This window comes from Pseudomonas sp. GW822-FHT02G04 (assembly GCF_058802085.1).
In genome coordinates, this window is record NZ_JBXANU010000022.1 from 89,227 (window position 1) to 104,013 (window position 14,787).

The window sequence follows — 14,787 nt, forward strand, 5'->3', positions numbered from 1 at the left end:
TGGCCACAACATCTGTGGCGAGGGGCTTGCCCTCGTTGGGTTGCGAAGCGGCCCCAAAACCAGGCAACGCGGCGAATCAGGGAAAACGCGGACACAGGATTTACGACTGCTGCGCAGCCGAACGGGGGCAAGCCCCCTCGCCACAGCTCAAAGTTGTTTAAGCACCAGACGAAAAAAAGCCCCGCGTTTGCGGGGCTTTCATGTCGGTCCGGATCAGCTGCCTTTGACCGTCTTGCCGTTGACCGTACCGTCGAGGAGCATGATGTTGTACTCCTTGCCGTCGGTTTCGACCTGTTGCAGACGGACCAGCAGGTAATCCCAATCCTTGGCGAACCACAGCACGGTGATGCGCTTGCTTTGTGTCGGATCGCGCACGCGCTCGACCTTGACCGCATCGATCTGGCCTGCCTTGGTGTCGACTTTTTCCGAACCCAGCACGCGGAAGTCATAGGTATCGACTTCGCCGGCATCGACGACCTGATAGCTCATGCTTTTCTTGCCGGCGGCCACGTCATGCTGCAGCGCCAGTTGATAGGTGGACTTGTCGACCATGCCGCGGTTGAGCGGGAGCTTGACGGCGTCACCGCGATCGGTGCCGGTGACCATCTTGTTGGTCCAGTCGAAATCCAGATCAGCCTTCTTGGCTTTGCCCAGGCCACCGCGTTCGAAGTGGTAGGACTGCGGCAGCAGCGTGTCCTTGTCCAGGGTCAGGGTGCTTTCTTCAGTCAGGCTGGCGATCATCATCGATGCCTTGAAGCTGAGTTTCCAGACGCCGTTGGCTTCCTTGGTCAGGCTGCGTTCGGCGGTGCCGCTCATGGGCAGTTGCTTCCAGTCGGCGGTGTAGCTGGCGGAGAAGGGTTGAAGGTCCGCGGCCTGCGCAAACGGCAGGGCGAGCAGAGCGCAAGCGAAGAGCAGGGCACGACGCATAAAATCTCCTAGGTTCGAATCAAGTGGCCGCTGGCCGCGAGTAACTGTCCGTCCAGTAAAGCACCTTGTTCGCCGAGTGATAAACGGCCTTCGGCAAACCAGCGTACGGCCAACGGGTAGATCAGGTGTTCCTGGGTATGGACTCGCTGCGCCAGACTCTGCGGCGAATCGTGCAACTCTACCGGTATTACTGCCTGTACGACCAGTGGTCCGCCATCGAGTTCCTCGGTGACGAAGTGCACGGAGCAGCCGTGTTCCGTATCGCCGGCCTCCAGCGCGCGCTGATGAGTGTGTAACCCTTTGTATTTGGGCAGCAGCGAGGGATGGATATTGAGCAGGCGACCCTGGTAATGGCGCACGAAGCCAGCGCTGAGAATGCGCATGAAGCCGGCCAGTACCACGAGTTTGGGGTTGAAGGCGTCGATCAGTTCGATCAGCGCGGCATCGAAGGCCTCGCGGCCCTCGAAAGCCTTGTGATCCAGGGTGCGGGTGTCGATACCCGCGTCCCTGGCGCGTTGCAGGCCGTAGGCGTCGGCGCGGTTGGAAATCACCGCAGCAATGCGGGCCGGGCTGTCGCCGGTCCGCGTGCTGTCGATCAAGGCCTGCAAGTTACTGCCGGTGCCAGACAGCAGCACCACCACATCACAGGTCTGGGACATTAATGAGCCTTGAGGTTCTTCAGTTCGACCTGAGCCGCGCCTTCGGCAGCGGTGGCGATCTGACCGATGACCCATGGCTGCTCGCCAGCTTCACGCAGGACTTTCAGCGCGGTTTCAACGTGCTCCTGGCTAACGCAGATGACCATGCCGACGCCGCAGTTCAGCACGCGGTGCATTTCGGTTTCGTCAACGTTGCCTTTCTCTTGCAGCCAGTCGAACACCGCCGGGCGGGTCCAGCTCGCGACGTCAACCACCGCTTGAGCGCCTTTTGGCAGCACGCGCGGGATGTTGTCCAGCAGGCCGCCACCGGTGATGTGGGCCATGGCTTTGACGGCGCCGGTGTCCTTGATCAGCTTGAGCAGCGGCTTCACGTAGATACGGGTCGGAGCCATCAGCAGGTCGGTCAGCGGTTTGCCGTCGAGCTGGATGTTTTCGATGTCGGAACCCGACACTTCGATGATCTTGCGGATCAGCGAGTAGCCGTTGGAGTGCGGGCCGGAAGACGGCAGGGCGAGCAGGGCATCGCCGGCAGCGACTTTCGAACCGTCGATGATTTCGGATTTTTCCACGACGCCGACGCAGAAGCCGGCCAGGTCGTAGTCTTCGCCTTCATACATGCCAGGCATTTCAGCGGTTTCGCCGCCGACCAGGGAGCAGCCGGACAGTTCACAGCCGGCGCCGATGCCGGTCACAACCTGAGCAGCGGTGTCGACGTTCAGTTTGCCGGTGGCGTAGTAGTCGAGGAAGAACAGCGGCTCAGCGCCGCAGACCACCAGGTCGTTCACGCACATGGCCACCAGGTCGATGCCGATGCTGTCGTGCTTGTTCAGGTTCAGCGCCAGGCGCAGCTTGGTGCCGACGCCGTCAGTGCCCGATACCAGCACCGGTTGTTTGTAACCGGCCGGGATTTCGCAGAGGGCGCCGAAACCGCCCAGGCCGCCCATGACTTCCGGGCGCGCAGTGCGCTTGGCGACGCTCTTGATGCGTTCGACCAATGCTTCACCGGCGTCGATGTCTACACCGGCGTCCTTGTAGCTCAGGGAGGGTTGCTTGCTCATGATCCAGGCCTTTAGGGGGGATTCAGGGGTAACGACCGAGTCCAGCGGGCCTGTCGAAATTGATGAGGCAATTGCCTCACGCGCTATTTCGACACTACCCGGCTGTAGCCGGTCTGCGAAGGCGCGCGATTTTATCAGGCTTGAGGGGCAGCGGCCATCCTCGTGCCGACGGGCAGGGGCATATCGCGTTAAAAAAACTGATATTGCCCGTGTTGGCGGCGTCCCACATGGCTGTATAAGGTACGACGTTAACCGTCTATCGTTATGACAGTGCGAAAACTTACCGCGATCGTGTGAATGTTTTGCTTGGGCGTGTGGTCACAGCCCTGGCTCAATCGTCTTCATGCGGTCTGTTCCAGCCGCTCTTGTCGTCAGGAATCTTCCATGCGTTTTCTTAAATTCTTGTTCGTAGGCTGTTTATCCGTGGTCAGCCTGGCCAGTCATGCCGAAACCGTCAAAGGCCTCTATCAAGTGCGCCAACCGGTCACCGGCCAGACACCGGAGGAGCGCGATCAGGCGACTCAGCAGGCGCTGGAAACGCTGGTGTTGCGCTTGACCGGCGATCCCAAGGCGGCGCAAAGCCCAGGGCTTGCGGCCGTGCGCAAAGACCCTCAGCAGATCATCAGTCAGTTCGGCTACGACGCCGGGCCGCCGCAAGTGCTGAAAGTCGATTTCGATCCGGCCACCACCGAGCAGGCCTTGCGTCGTGCCGGGTTGGCCGTGTGGGGGGCCAATCGGCCGTCGATCCTCGGCTGGTGGTTGAACGATTCCACCGAAGGTTCGAGCCTGGTCGGTGATGGTCAGGCCAGCGCTGCGCCTCTGCGTCGGGCGGCTCAACACCGCGGCCTGCCGCTGCGTCTGCCGTTGGCAGACCTGAATGAACAGATCGTCGCCACGGCGCCGAATCTGGAAGGTGCCGACCCGGCGCCATTGCGCAGTGCCTCCGACCGTTACAATGCCGATGCCTTGCTGGCGGTGCATGCCCGTGAAGAAGGGGGTCAATGGCAAGCCAAGTGGCGACTGTGGTTGGGCGATCAGAAAGAGGCCGGTAGCGTGCAGGGCGCCGATACCGCCGCCGTGGCCGATGCGGTGATGCTGGCGGTCAGCGAGCGTCTGGCGTCGCGTTTCGTCGCCAAGCCGGGTGCATCGGGCGAGCAATTGTTGGAAGTGCAGGGCATGAATCTGGAACGTTATGCGACGCTCGGGCGTTTGCTGGAGCCTTTTGGCGCGCGTCTGCAAAGTGTCGATGGCGACCGCGTGCTTTATCGCGTCAATGGCAGCGCCGATCAGCTGCGAGCTCAGTTGTCCCTGGCGCAATTGCAGGAAATTCCGGCCGGTCAGGCGCCGGCAGCTGTTCAACCCGTGGCTGCGGGTTCGGCGCCGGCCGCAGCGCCAGCCCCGGCACCGGTGCCGCAGTTGCGTTTCCGTTGGTGAGTTTTTTCTTTATATAGAAGCAGGAGTGGTACATGGCCGATACGCGGCGTTGGTTCTGGCTCGGTGGGGTGGCCCTGCTTTGCGCGTTTGTTTACCTGTTGCATCCGATCCTGACGCCGTTCCTGGTGGCGCTGTTGCTGGCCTATCTGTTCGACCCGCTGGTGGACCGGCTGGAAAAGCTCGGCCTGTCCCGGACCTGGGGCGTGGTGGCGGTGTTCGCGTTGTTCACGATGATCCTCACCACGCTGCTGTTGGTGTTGGTGCCGATGCTCGCCAAGCAGCTGTTTCGCTTGTATGAACTGGCGCCGCAGATGCTCGACTGGTTGCAGCACACCGCGTTGCCGTGGGCGCAATCGAAGTTGGGTTTGTCGGAGGGCTTCTGGAAGTTCGACAAGCTCAAGGCGGCGATCAGCGAGCACATGGGCCAGACCACCGACATTGTCGGCGTGGTGCTCAGTCAGGCGACGGCTTCAGGCCTTGCGCTGATTGGCTGGCTGGCCAATCTGGTGTTGATCCCGGTGGTGAGTTTTTATCTGCTGCGCGACTGGGACCTGATGATGGCCAAGATCCGCAGCCTGCTGCCGCGTGATCGTGAAGAGCGGGTCCTGTCCCTGGCCGGGGAATGCCATGAAGTGCTTGGGGCGTTCGTGCGCGGGCAGTTGCTGGTGATGCTGGCGCTGGGTGTGATCTACGCCGCTGGCTTGATGATCGTCGGGCTGGAGCTGGGGCTATTGATCGGTCTGATTGCCGGTCTGGCGGCGATCGTGCCGTACATGGGGTTCGTCATCGGGATTGGCGCGGCGTTGATTGCCGGCCTGTTCCAGTTCGGTGGCGATCTGTATCCCATGATCGGTATCGTCGCGGTGTTCATGGTCGGCCAGGCGCTGGAAGGTATGGTTCTGACGCCGTTGTTGGTGGGTGACCGGATCGGCCTGCACCCGGTGGCGGTAATCTTTGCGATTCTGGCCGGCGGCGAGCTGTTCGGCTTTACCGGTGTGCTGCTGGCATTGCCGGTGGCGGCGGTGATCATGGTCCTGGTGCGCCATGTGCATGATTTGTATAAGGATTCGGATATCTACGGTGGTGTCGACGAGTCTGAGAAGTAAGGCTTCTTGATCGCTCGTCGCGGGCAGCCTGGTTTCACGCCGGGTTTGCCCGTATCCCTCGCGCGGCTGTCACATGCACCGCCAAAGAAACTGTCATAAAACCAGCATGTTAACGCAAACCTTTGATTTTGCTTGTGGTCTGTCGCATTGTGCCGTCAGCTTCACGGGTATAAACTTCGCAAACTTTACACAGAGGCCACTAACGGTTCCTTTGGAACTGTTCAGTCAGCATGAAACCGATTCAGCTGCCCCTAGGTGTGCGTCTGCGTGATGACGCCACCTTTATCAATTACTACCCAGGCGCCAATGCCGCTGCACTCGGCTATGTCGAGCGGCTGTGCGAAGCCGACGCCGGCTGGACGGAAAGCCTGATTTACCTCTGGGGCAAGCACGGGGTAGGGCGCACGCATTTGTTGCAGGCGGCTTGCCTGCGTTTCGAGCAGATGGGTGAACCGGCGGTGTATCTGCCGCTGGCCGAGTTGATGGACCGTGGCATCGAAATTCTCGACAACCTCGAACAATACGAACTGGTTTGCCTGGACGATTTGCAGGCGGTCGCCGGCAAGGCGGATTGGGAAGAGGCGCTGTTCCATCTGTTCAATCGTCTGCGTGACAGCGGTCGGCGTCTGCTGATCGCCGCCTCGACATCCCCGCGCGAACTACCGGTGAAGCTGGCGGACCTCAAGTCGCGGCTGACACTGGCACTCATCTTCCAGATGCGTCCGCTCTCTGACGAAGACAAATTGCGTGCCTTGCAGTTGCGCGCTTCCCGTCGAGGCCTGCACCTGACTGACGAAGTCGGGCATTTTATTTTGACTCGCGGTACCCGCAGCATGAGTGCACTTTTCGAGCTGCTTGAACGCCTCGATCAGGCCTCTCTTCAAGCCCAGCGCAAGCTGACAATACCGTTCCTGAAAGAGACACTGGGCTGGTAAAATCCAGGTTTTTCGCGGGTTCCGGCATATTCCAGGCGTCAACAAATCCGCTTTCCTGCAGGGGAGCAGGCTGCGCAAAGATTCAAAATGGGCTTAAGCGCTTAGATGGAAACGAGAAACCGATAAGTCACATAAAGATCGATTGAATTTGCAAATGAGATCGATAGCGGGCATAGTCTCGGCTTCTTTACAACTATCAGCCACGGTCGTGCCCATGCTAAATCGCTTCGCACCCCTCGTGCCTCTCGCACTCGTCACCCTGTTGTTCGGTTGCGCTGCTCACTCTCCAGTGTCCCAGCAAGAGCAACAACGGCAGGTTTCAAATTCAGTTACCGCGCAGTCTTCTTCCGTTCTTTTCCAGGAAGAGCTGGCTAACGATCTGGCCACCGATAAAGAAATGGCAGACTTCGCCGGCGGCAAGTCTTACCAGCTTCCGGTTCTGGCCGACAGCATCCTCGAACGTGGCATGTCCCTGATCGGTACCCGTTACCGTTTCGGCGGCACCTCCGAGGCTGGCTTCGACTGCAGCGGCTTCATCGGTTATCTGTTTCGTGAAGAGGCCGGCATGAACCTGCCGCGCTCCACTCGCGAAATGATCAACGTTGACGCTCCTCTGGTGGCTCGCAGCGCCCTCAAGCCGGGTGATCTGCTGTTCTTCGCCACCAATGGCCGTCGCGGTCGTGTCAGTCACGCCGGGATCTACCTGGGTGACAACCAGTTCATCCACTCCAGCAGCCGCAAAAGCGGTGGTGTCCGGGTCGATAGCCTGGGCGACAGCTACTGGAGCAAGACCTTTATCGAAGCCAAGCGTGCACTCGCAATGGCTCCGACAATAGTCACTGCACGCAAGTAAGCGGACAGTTTGTAGGGCGAAGTTAAAGTCTTACTTGAAGTTTACCGCGTAGCCGCTAGAATCCTGATCTATTATTGATGGCAAACCGCCTGCGTTCTGCGCAGGCGGTTTTCTTTTCTGTCTTTGTGGCAGAAAAAAGCCGCAGCCAGATCAGGATGTTCTGTTTATGACGATGTCGGCCCGCCTCGCACTCATGTTCTTCGCAGCGCTGCTCAGCGCCTGCGCCAGCCGCACACCGCCACCTGCGCCGGTGGTTCGCGCGCCGATTGTTTTCGGTTCTTCCCAAGCCTTTTCCCCAGCCGCAGAAGACGTGCTGTTTCGCGCGCTCGGTCTGGTGGGGACGCCTTATCGCTGGGGCGGCAACACGCCGGATTCCGGGTTCGATTGCAGCGGTCTGATCGGTTACGTCTATCGCGATGTCGCAGGCATTTCCCTGCCGCGCTCCACTCGCGAGATGATCGGCATGCAGGCTCCCAACGTCGGCAAGGAAGGCCTGCAAACCGGCGACCTGATCTTCTTCGCCACCAACGGCGGCTCCCAGGTCAGCCATGCCGGGATCTATGTCGGCGAAGGGCGCTTCGTCCATGCGCCGGCTACGGGCGGCACGGTCAAGCTGGACAGCTTGTCCAAAGCTTATTGGCAGAAAGCCTATCTGAGCGCCAAGCGCGTCTTGCAACCCGAGCACTTGGCGCATAATCCCTAGGGGGTTGTCCTGATCGTTCTGGCGGAGCTGTAGGAGCGAGCGGTGCGGCGATCCGACTTGCCCACGAAGGCGGTATGGCAGGTAAAACGCTTTCGCTTGGCGACCAGATCGTCAGCCGCGGGCTTCCTTGAACAACACGGCGATCCCCGGATGGTAATTGCCGGCTTCATTGCGCAACTTGCGGTAGGCGTAAGGGAAGTACCAGGCCACCGCGCAGGTGTGTTCCTTTTGCAGATCGTCGAGCATGTCCTGGAGTTCTTCCGGGGTGGCGCTGTGCTGGGCTTTTTGTGGGGCGACAAACAGGCAGCCGAGTTTCAGGTCGCTGGCGTAGCTGATGCGTTTCGCGTCGCTGGTGATGTCCGCCAGTGCCTGGGTCAGGTTCAGGTTGTTGACCCGCGGCCAGCGTTGGGTGGCCTGCAGGTATGCGCGTTCTTCGCTGGTGGCGATAAACAGATCGGCGCGGGCGTTACGTTCACCTTCTTCGGTCTGTTTGCGCGTTGGTGTTTGCTGCAGCGTGACCATTTCCGCCATCCAGGCCGCGGCAGAGAGCAGGCCGAGGTTGGCGTTTTCGTCGTACCAGTAAGGTGTATCGTTATCGCCGCGCACGGCGTTGTAGCGGTCGATACAGTCAAACCAGCGTTCCAGCACCGGGCGCAGGAATTCCAGCTTCGGATTGCTGATGATCATGCCTTGCATGTGGCTCACCCTTGTTATTGTGTTATGAGGTTGTGGCTCTTTGATATCACTGCTGGCAGTGTGGCACAAGATTGGCGTCAGATAATTGATCGACGGCAGTTATTCGCCGGAAGGCGTCCTGTCTTTAATTGACGCTCCACCCCCAACCCTCTAACCTTCGCGGCTTGTTTCAGGTGCTCTGTGGCCTTGGTCGACAGAGTGAAACAGGGAAGCCGGTGAGTGGATTTCTTCCAGCGAAGAATGATCACGATCCCGGCGCTGCCCCCGCAACGGTAAATGAGTGAAGACTGCGTCTTGAGCCACTGTGTCGAATTCGGCATGGGAAGGCGCGCAGTCAGGCTAATCGCCGCTCATGAGCCCGGAGACCGGCCTGATCCATTCAGCGGCATCACGGTGGGCGATGCCAGGCTTCTTGCCGTCTATTCTTGTGCCTGCCCGCCGTTATCCAGCCTCAACGGAGAGCTCCCCCATGACTGATACCCCCGATCGTGACGAACGCCATCTGGCGCGCATGCTGCGCAAAAAAGCCGTGATTGACGAACGCATCGCCAATTCGCCGAATGAATGCGGTCTGCTGCTGGTGCTGAGCGGCAACGGCAAAGGCAAGAGCAGCTCGGCGTTTGGCATGCTCGCGCGCTCCATGGGCCACGGCATGCAGTGCGGCGTGGTGCAGTTCATCAAGGGGCGCAGCAGCACCGGCGAGGAGCTGTTCTTCCGGCGCTTTCCGGAGCAAGTGCGTTTTCATGTGATGGGCGAGGGCTTCACCTGGGAAACCCAGGACCGCCAGCGTGACATTGCGGCCGCCGAAGCTGCCTGGGCGGTGTCCCGCGAACTGTTGAGCGATCCGTCGATTGGCCTGGTGGTACTCGATGAGTTGAACATCGCCCTCAAGCACGGTTACCTCGATCTCGATCAGGTGCTCAGCGACTTGCAGGCCCGTCCGCCGATGCAGCATGTGGTGGTCACTGGCCGTGGCGCCAAACCGGAGATGATCGAACTGGCTGACACCGTCACCGAAATGGGCATGATCAAGCACGCCTTCCAGGCCGGGATCAAAGCGCAAAAAGGCGTCGAGTTGTGATTCAACCACATCATTGCCCGGCGGTACTGATTGCCGCGCCGGCTTCCGGTCAGGGCAAGACCACCGTCACCGCCGCGCTCGCCCGTTTGCATCGCAATCAGGGGCGCAAGGTGCGCGTGTTCAAATGCGGCCCGGACTTTCTCGATCCGATGATTCTCGAGCGCGCCAGTGGTGCGCCGGTTTATCAACTGGACATGTGGATGGTCGGCGAGCAGGAAAGTCGTCGGCTGTTGTGGGAAGCCGCTGGCGAAGCCGATCTGATCCTCATCGAAGGCGTGATGGGACTGTTCGACGGTACGCCGTCCAGCGCTGACCTTGCGCGGCATTTCGGTGTGCCTGTGCTCGGCGTGATCGACGGCACCGCGATGGCGCAGACCTTTGGCGCGCTGGCCTTGGGGCTTGCGCGCTATCAGCCGGATTTGCCGTTTGCCGGTGTGTTGGCCAACCGGGTTGGCACACTACGTCATGCGCAATTGCTCGAAGGCAGCCTGACAGAAGGCTTGCGCTGGTACGGCGCGTTGTCCCGGGAAACCGGCATCGAATTGCCGAGTCGGCATCTCGGCCTGGTTCAGGCCAGCGAACTGAATGACCTCGATCTGCGCCTCGATGCAGCGGCCGCCTCACTGGCCAGCAGCTGCGATGTGGCGTTGCCGCCGGCCGTGGAGTTCGCCGCGCCTGAAATGATCGCCGCCGAACCGTTGCTGGCCGGTGTGCGGATTGCCGTGGCCCGGGACGAAGCCTTCGCGTTTACCTACGGCGCGAGCCTGGATCTGCTACGGGCGATGGGCGCCGAGTTGTCTTTCTTCTCGCCGATCCGCGACCGCGAGTTGCCGGAGGCAGACAGCCTTTATCTGCCGGGCGGTTACCCTGAATTGCACCATGTGGCGTTGTCACAAAACACGCCGATGCTGACCGCCATTCGCGATCACCACGCAGGGGGCAAACCGTTGCTGGCCGAGTGTGGCGGCATGCTGTACCTGTTGGATTCGTTGACCGATGTCGAGGGCGCTCGCGCTGAACTGGTTGGCTTGCTGAACGGTGATGCGGTGATGCAGAAGCGTCTGGCGGCGTTGGCCTTGCAGGCGGTGGAATTGCCCGAAGGTTTGCTGCGTGGGCACACCTATCACCACTCGCTGACCAGCACCGAGCTTGAGCCGATTGCGCGTGGCCTGAGCCCCAATGGCGGGCGAGGGGCGGAGGCGGTTTATCGTGAGGGGCGGATGACGGCCTCTTATGTGCACTTTTATTTTCCGTCCAATCCGGCGGCGATTGCTGCGTTGTTGGCGCCCGATCGTGAAGCCGCCATCGCGAGCAGGCCATGACAGAAAACGCCTTTTCCGAAGCCGAGCGCGATGCGGTCTACCGAGCCATCGGCGAACGCCGTGACATGCGCCACTTCAGTGGCGGCACGGTCGAGCCCGAGTTACTGAGGCGCCTGCTCGAAGCCGCGCACCAGGCACCGAGCGTCGGCCTGATGCAGCCCTGGCGATTCATCCGCATCAGCGACCGGGCGCTGCGCGGCAAGATCCAGCAACTGGTGGAAGAAGAACGCATCCGCACCGCCGAAGCCCTCGGCGAGCGCTCTGACGAATTCATGAAGCTCAAGGTCGAAGGTATTCAGGACTGCGCCGAAGTGTTGGTCGCCGCGCTGATGGACGATCGCGAACGGCATATCTTCGGCCGTCGTACGTTGCCGGAAATGGACATGGCCTCGCTGTCCTGCGCCATCCAGAACCTTTGGCTGGCGTCCCGCGCCGAAGGCCTGGGCATGGGCTGGGTGTCGCTGTTCGAACCGCAAGCCTTGGCGAACCTGTTGGGTTTACCGGTCGGGGCCAAGCCTTTGGCCGTTCTTTGCCTGGGGCCGGTCAAGGAATTCTATCCAGCGCCGATGCTGGTACTCGAAGGCTGGGCGCAAGCGCGTCCGCTCAACGAGTTGCTGTATGAAAATTATTGGGGAGTGAGTCAATGAGTGTGGCGTTGTTGAGTGTCGCTGCGGTCGCGCTGGATGCGCTGCTGGGTGAACCCAAACGCTGGCATCCGCTGGTGGCGTTCGGTCGTTTTGCCGATCGCATCGAACAACGTTTCAACTCCGCTGGCCGCGGCTGGCGCAGTCATGGTGTGACGGCCTGGGTGATGGCGGTTGTGCCGCTGACCTTGCTGATCACCGCGCTGTCCTGGGCACCTTACGTTGGCTGGATCGTCGAGATTCTCGCGCTCTATTGCGCCCTTGGTATGCGTAGCCTCGGCGAGCATGTCGAGCCGGTGGCCAAGGCCCTGCGCAGCGATGATTTGGTTGAGGCGCGCACACGCGTCGGTTATCTGGTCAGCCGCCAGACCAGCGAGCTGGACAAAACCGAAGTCGCCCGCGCCGCCACCGAATCGGTGCTGGAGAACGGCAGCGATGCGGTGTTCGCCGCGCTGTTCTGGTTTGCCGTGGCGGGTGCGCCCGGCGTGGTGCTCTATCGTCTGAGCAACACCCTGGATGCGATGTGGGGTTATCGCAACGAACGCTTCGAGCGTTTCGGCTGGGCCGCGGCGAAAATCGACGATGTTCTGAACTACATTCCCGCACGCTTGGTGGCGTTGACCTATGCACTGTTGGGCAAAACCCGACTGGCGCTGAAATGCTGGCGCACCCAGGGGCCGACCTGGGACAGCCCGAATGCCGGGCCGGTGATGGCGGCCGGTGCCGGTGCGCTGGGGGTCGAGTTGGGCGGGGCGGCGATTTATCACGGCGAGCTGCATCAACGTCCGCAGTTGGGCGAAGGCGTGCCGGCGGATGCCGATTCCATCGACCGAGGCTGGCAATTGGTCCAGCGCGGGGTATGGTTATGGCTGCTGATTCTCTGCGTGGGGGCTGAGTTCTATGCTTGAGCACGGTGGCCGGTTGCGCAAGGCGGCACTTGAATACGGCATCGCCGAAGCCGATTGGCTCGACTTGTCCAGTGGTCTTGCGCCCTGGCCATTCCCGGTCCCGGACATCCCGCTACGGGCCTGGGCACGCCTGCCGGAAACCGATGACGGTCTGGAGCAGGCCGCCTGCGACTATTACGGTGCGGCTCAGGTGTTGCCAGTGGCCGGTTCGCAAATGGCGATTCAGTTGCTGCCGCGTTTGCGCCGGGCCGGCAAGGTCGGCGTGCTGTCGCCGTGTTACGCCGAACACGCCGAAGCCTGGCGTCGCAACGGTTACGTCGTGCGTGAAGTCCTGGAGTCGGAAGTCGATTTCTTTCTCGACAACCTCGACGTGCTGGTGGTGGTCAATCCGAACAATCCCACAGGCCTGAGCCTGACCCCGGCTCGCCTGCTGGATTGGCATGCGCGGTTGGCCCAGCGCGGTGGTTGGCTGGTGGTGGACGAGGCGTTTATGGACAACACGCCGCATTTGAGTCTGGCGCCGTTCGCCAACCAGATCGGCTTGATCGTGCTGCGTTCCTTCGGCAAGTTTTTCGGCCTGGCTGGTGTGCGGTTGGGGTTTGTGCTGGCCGAGCGCAAGTTGCTCAAACTGCTGGCCGAGCAAGTCGGGCCCTGGGCGGTCAGTGGGCCGACCCGCGTATTGGGCCAGGCTTGCCTGACGGATACGGACGGGCACACCCGACAGCGCATTCGCACTGACGAGGCCGGCGAGCGTCTGGCGCTGCTGCTTGAGCAGTATGGTTTCAAGCCTCAGGGCGGTTGCGCGTTGTTCCAGTGGCTGATCACCGATCGCGCCGAAGCGCTGCATGAATTCATGGCCCGGCGCGGCATTCTGCTGCGGTTGTTCACCCACAACAGCAGCCTGCGCTTTGGTTTGCCGGCGGATGAAACGGACTGGTCGCGCCTCGAACAAGCCCTGCAAACCTATGCCAAGGAAAACCCATGACAACGTTGATGGTGCAAGGCACCACATCTGACGCCGGTAAAAGCACACTGGTGACGGCGTTGTGTCGTTGGGTCACGCGCCAAGGCGTGAGCGTCGTGCCGTTCAAACCGCAGAACATGGCCCTCAACAGTGCGGTGACCGCCGACGGTGGCGAGATCGGTCGCGCTCAGGCGGTGCAGGCGCAAGCCGCCAACCTCGAACCGCACACCGACATGAACCCGGTGCTGCTCAAACCCAACAGCGACACCGGCGCCCAGGTGATCATCCATGGTCGCGCCGTTACCACCATGAATGCTGTGGCGTATCACGACTACAAAGCCATCGCCATGCAGGCGGTGCTGGCCTCCCATGAACGGCTGAGCGCGGCGTATCCGCTGGTGATGGTCGAAGGGGCGGGCTCGCCGGCCGAGATCAACCTGCGCGCCGGCGACATCGCCAACATGGGGTTTGCCGAGGCGGTGGACTGCCCGGTGGTGCTGATTGCCGACATCAATCGCGGCGGGGTTTTCGCGCATTTGGTCGGTACGCTGGAGCTGCTGTCGCCGAGCGAACAGGCGCGGGTCAAAGGCTTCATCATCAACCGTTTTCGTGGCGACATCGCTTTGCTGCAACCGGGGCTGGACTGGCTGGAAGCGCGCACCGGCAAACCGGTGATCGGCGTGTTGCCTTATGTGATGGACCTGCACCTGGAGGCCGAGGACGGCCTCGATCAGCGTCAGACCGACAAGGCCGAGCAAGTGCTCAAAGTGGTGGTGCCGGTACTGCCGCGCATCAGCAACCACACCGATTTCGATCCGCTGCGCCTGCATCCGCAAGTGGACCTGCAATTCATCGGCCTCGGTCAGGCGATTCCGCCGGCCGATCTGATAATTCTCCCCGGCTCGAAAAGCGTGCGCAGCGACCTCGCGTACCTGCGCAGCAACGGCTGGGACACGGCGATCGCGCGGCACTTGCGCTACGGCGGCAAAGTGCTGGGAATCTGCGGTGGTCTGCAAATGCTCGGCGAGCAGGTGCGTGACCCGCTGGGCCTCGAAGGCGCGCCGGGTTCCAGTGCCGGTTTGGGTTTGCTGGCGTTCGAAACGCAGCTCGAAGAAGAGAAGCAGTTGCGTAATGTACGTGGGCGTCTGGCGCTGGAAGATGCGCAGGTCAGCGGCTATGAAATTCATGCCGGCGTGACCACCGGGCCGGGGCTGGAAAACGCCGCCGTGCAGCTGGACGATGGTCGCTGCGATGGCGCGCAAAGTGCCGATGGGCAGATTTTCGGTACGTACCTGCATGGCCTGTTCGAGTCACCGGCGGCGTGCAGTGCGCTGTTGCGCTGGGCTGGTTTGCAGGAGGTGCAAGAGGTGGATTACCACGGGTTGCGCGAGCGCGATATCGAGCGGTTGGCGGATCTGGTGGAGAAGCATCTGGATACCTCGCTGTTGCGTGAGCTCTGTGGTTTTTGAGGTGATTTTGAGGATGCCTTCGCGGGCA

At 61.2% G+C, this 14,787-nt stretch carries 15 protein-coding genes and 1 riboswitch; of the genes, 11 read left to right on the forward strand and 4 right to left on the reverse strand.

Annotated elements, in window-relative coordinates; translation table 11 throughout:
* Positions 1 to 213: 213 nt before the first annotated feature.
* The 3 genes from AC1RO5_RS23530 to purM are packed head-to-tail and all read right to left on the reverse strand — an operon-like array spanning position 214 to position 2,644.
* A complete protein-coding gene (locus AC1RO5_RS23530) occupies positions 214 to 927 on the reverse strand; it encodes a DUF3108 domain-containing protein (RefSeq protein WP_007936064.1) in 714 nt (237 codons plus the stop codon).
* An 8-nt stretch (positions 928 to 935) separates the two neighbouring features.
* Entirely contained in the window at positions 936 to 1,586 is a 651-nt protein-coding gene (gene purN, locus AC1RO5_RS23535; RefSeq protein ID WP_413696972.1) for a phosphoribosylglycinamide formyltransferase, read from the reverse strand.
* Positions 1,586 to 2,644 (reverse strand): phosphoribosylformylglycinamidine cyclo-ligase, encoded by a 1,059-nt coding sequence (gene purM / locus AC1RO5_RS23540; RefSeq protein WP_493177928.1) that lies wholly within the window; start codon positions 2,642 to 2,644, stop codon positions 1,586 to 1,588. Before purM ends, purN begins: the two co-directional genes overlap by 1 nt.
* A 384-nt stretch (positions 2,645 to 3,028) precedes the next feature.
* Between purM and AC1RO5_RS23545 the strand changes: the two genes are divergently transcribed.
* From AC1RO5_RS23545 to AC1RO5_RS23565, 5 genes are all read left to right on the forward strand, one after another.
* Complete coding sequence (locus AC1RO5_RS23545) at positions 3,029 to 4,078, forward strand: DUF2066 domain-containing protein (RefSeq protein ID WP_493177929.1); 1,050 nt, start codon at positions 3,029 to 3,031, stop codon at positions 4,076 to 4,078.
* 32 nt (positions 4,079 to 4,110) lie between these two features.
* Positions 4,111 to 5,184 carry an AI-2E family transporter gene (locus AC1RO5_RS23550; protein ID WP_493177930.1) on the forward strand — a complete coding sequence of 358 codons (1,074 nt, stop codon included), beginning with the start codon at positions 4,111 to 4,113 and terminating at the stop codon, positions 5,182 to 5,184.
* A 230-nt stretch (positions 5,185 to 5,414) separates the two neighbouring features.
* The gene (hda, locus tag AC1RO5_RS23555; RefSeq protein WP_007936072.1) at positions 5,415 to 6,119 is read left to right on the forward strand and encodes a DnaA regulatory inactivator Hda; all 705 of its coding nucleotides are present in this window, start codon (positions 5,415 to 5,417) and stop codon (positions 6,117 to 6,119) included.
* 214 nt (positions 6,120 to 6,333) lie between these two features.
* The gene (locus AC1RO5_RS23560) at positions 6,334 to 6,972 is read left to right on the forward strand and encodes a C40 family peptidase (RefSeq protein ID WP_493177931.1); all 639 of its coding nucleotides are present in this window, start codon (positions 6,334 to 6,336) and stop codon (positions 6,970 to 6,972) included.
* A gap of 166 nt (positions 6,973 to 7,138) precedes the next feature.
* A complete protein-coding gene (locus tag AC1RO5_RS23565) occupies positions 7,139 to 7,675 on the forward strand; it encodes a C40 family peptidase (RefSeq protein WP_007936074.1) in 537 nt (178 codons plus the stop codon).
* A 111-nt stretch (positions 7,676 to 7,786) separates the two neighbouring features.
* Here the strand turns inward: AC1RO5_RS23565 and AC1RO5_RS23570 are convergent, their stop codons facing one another.
* Entirely contained in the window at positions 7,787 to 8,371 is a 585-nt protein-coding gene (locus tag AC1RO5_RS23570; protein ID WP_493177932.1) for a hypothetical protein, read from the reverse strand.
* A 154-nt stretch (positions 8,372 to 8,525) separates the two neighbouring features.
* Positions 8,526 to 8,759: riboswitch (cobalamin riboswitch) on the forward strand.
* An 81-nt stretch (positions 8,760 to 8,840) separates the two neighbouring features.
* On the opposite strand from AC1RO5_RS23570, the gene cobO reads away from it, so the two are divergent.
* Genes cobO through AC1RO5_RS23600 form a run of 6 tightly spaced genes read left to right on the forward strand, consistent with a single transcriptional unit; the run spans position 8,841 to position 14,759 of the window.
* Complete coding sequence (cobO, locus tag AC1RO5_RS23575; RefSeq protein WP_007936078.1) at positions 8,841 to 9,452, forward strand: cob(I)yrinic acid a,c-diamide adenosyltransferase; 612 nt, start codon at positions 8,841 to 8,843, stop codon at positions 9,450 to 9,452.
* Positions 9,449 to 10,774 (forward strand): cobyrinic acid a,c-diamide synthase CobB, encoded by a 1,326-nt coding sequence (locus AC1RO5_RS23580; RefSeq protein WP_493177933.1) that lies wholly within the window; start codon positions 9,449 to 9,451, stop codon positions 10,772 to 10,774. The genes cobO and AC1RO5_RS23580 overlap by 4 nt, the downstream gene beginning before the upstream one ends.
* Positions 10,771 to 11,421: a 5,6-dimethylbenzimidazole synthase gene (gene bluB / locus AC1RO5_RS23585; protein ID WP_493177934.1), complete on the forward strand. Its 651-nt coding sequence runs from the start codon at positions 10,771 to 10,773 to the stop codon at positions 11,419 to 11,421. Before AC1RO5_RS23580 ends, bluB begins: the two co-directional genes overlap by 4 nt.
* Positions 11,418 to 12,326, forward strand: coding sequence for an adenosylcobinamide-phosphate synthase CbiB (cbiB, locus tag AC1RO5_RS23590; RefSeq protein WP_493177935.1), 909 nt, complete (start codon positions 11,418 to 11,420; stop codon positions 12,324 to 12,326). The genes bluB and cbiB overlap by 4 nt, the downstream gene beginning before the upstream one ends.
* Positions 12,319 to 13,311, forward strand: coding sequence for a threonine-phosphate decarboxylase CobD (gene cobD, locus AC1RO5_RS23595; RefSeq protein ID WP_493177936.1), 993 nt, complete (start codon positions 12,319 to 12,321; stop codon positions 13,309 to 13,311). The genes cbiB and cobD overlap by 8 nt, the downstream gene beginning before the upstream one ends.
* A complete protein-coding gene (locus AC1RO5_RS23600) occupies positions 13,308 to 14,759 on the forward strand; it encodes a cobyric acid synthase (RefSeq protein ID WP_493177938.1) in 1,452 nt (483 codons plus the stop codon). Before cobD ends, AC1RO5_RS23600 begins: the two co-directional genes overlap by 4 nt.
* Positions 14,760 to 14,787 lie beyond the last annotated feature (28 nt).

Excerpts from the sequence above, each read along its gene's own strand:
- AC1RO5_RS23530 (WP_007936064.1), bottom strand. The coding sequence starts at position 927 with ATGCGTCGTGCCCTGCTCTTCGCTTGCGCTCTGCTCGCCCTGCCGTTT.
- AC1RO5_RS23565 (WP_007936074.1), top strand. The coding sequence starts at position 7,139 with ATGACGATGTCGGCCCGCCTCGCACTCATGTTCTTCGCAGCGCTGCTC.
- cbiB (WP_493177935.1), top strand. The coding sequence starts at position 11,418 with ATGAGTGTGGCGTTGTTGAGTGTCGCTGCGGTCGCGCTGGATGCGCTG.
- AC1RO5_RS23570 (WP_493177932.1), bottom strand. The coding sequence starts at position 8,371 with ATGCAAGGCATGATCATCAGCAATCCGAAGCTGGAATTCCTGCGCCCG.
- AC1RO5_RS23600 (WP_493177938.1), top strand. The coding sequence starts at position 13,308 with ATGACAACGTTGATGGTGCAAGGCACCACATCTGACGCCGGTAAAAGC.
- hda (WP_007936072.1), top strand. The coding sequence starts at position 5,415 with ATGAAACCGATTCAGCTGCCCCTAGGTGTGCGTCTGCGTGATGACGCC.
- AC1RO5_RS23550 (WP_493177930.1), top strand. The coding sequence starts at position 4,111 with ATGGCCGATACGCGGCGTTGGTTCTGGCTCGGTGGGGTGGCCCTGCTT.
- purM (WP_493177928.1), bottom strand. The coding sequence starts at position 2,644 with ATGAGCAAGCAACCCTCCCTGAGCTACAAGGACGCCGGTGTAGACATC.
- purN (WP_413696972.1), bottom strand. The coding sequence starts at position 1,586 with ATGTCCCAGACCTGTGATGTGGTGGTGCTGCTGTCTGGCACCGGCAGT.
- AC1RO5_RS23545 (WP_493177929.1), top strand. The coding sequence starts at position 3,029 with ATGCGTTTTCTTAAATTCTTGTTCGTAGGCTGTTTATCCGTGGTCAGC.
- cobO (WP_007936078.1), top strand. The coding sequence starts at position 8,841 with ATGACTGATACCCCCGATCGTGACGAACGCCATCTGGCGCGCATGCTG.
- bluB (WP_493177934.1), top strand. The coding sequence starts at position 10,771 with ATGACAGAAAACGCCTTTTCCGAAGCCGAGCGCGATGCGGTCTACCGA.
- cobD (WP_493177936.1), top strand. The coding sequence starts at position 12,319 with ATGCTTGAGCACGGTGGCCGGTTGCGCAAGGCGGCACTTGAATACGGC.
- AC1RO5_RS23560 (WP_493177931.1), top strand. The coding sequence starts at position 6,334 with ATGCTAAATCGCTTCGCACCCCTCGTGCCTCTCGCACTCGTCACCCTG.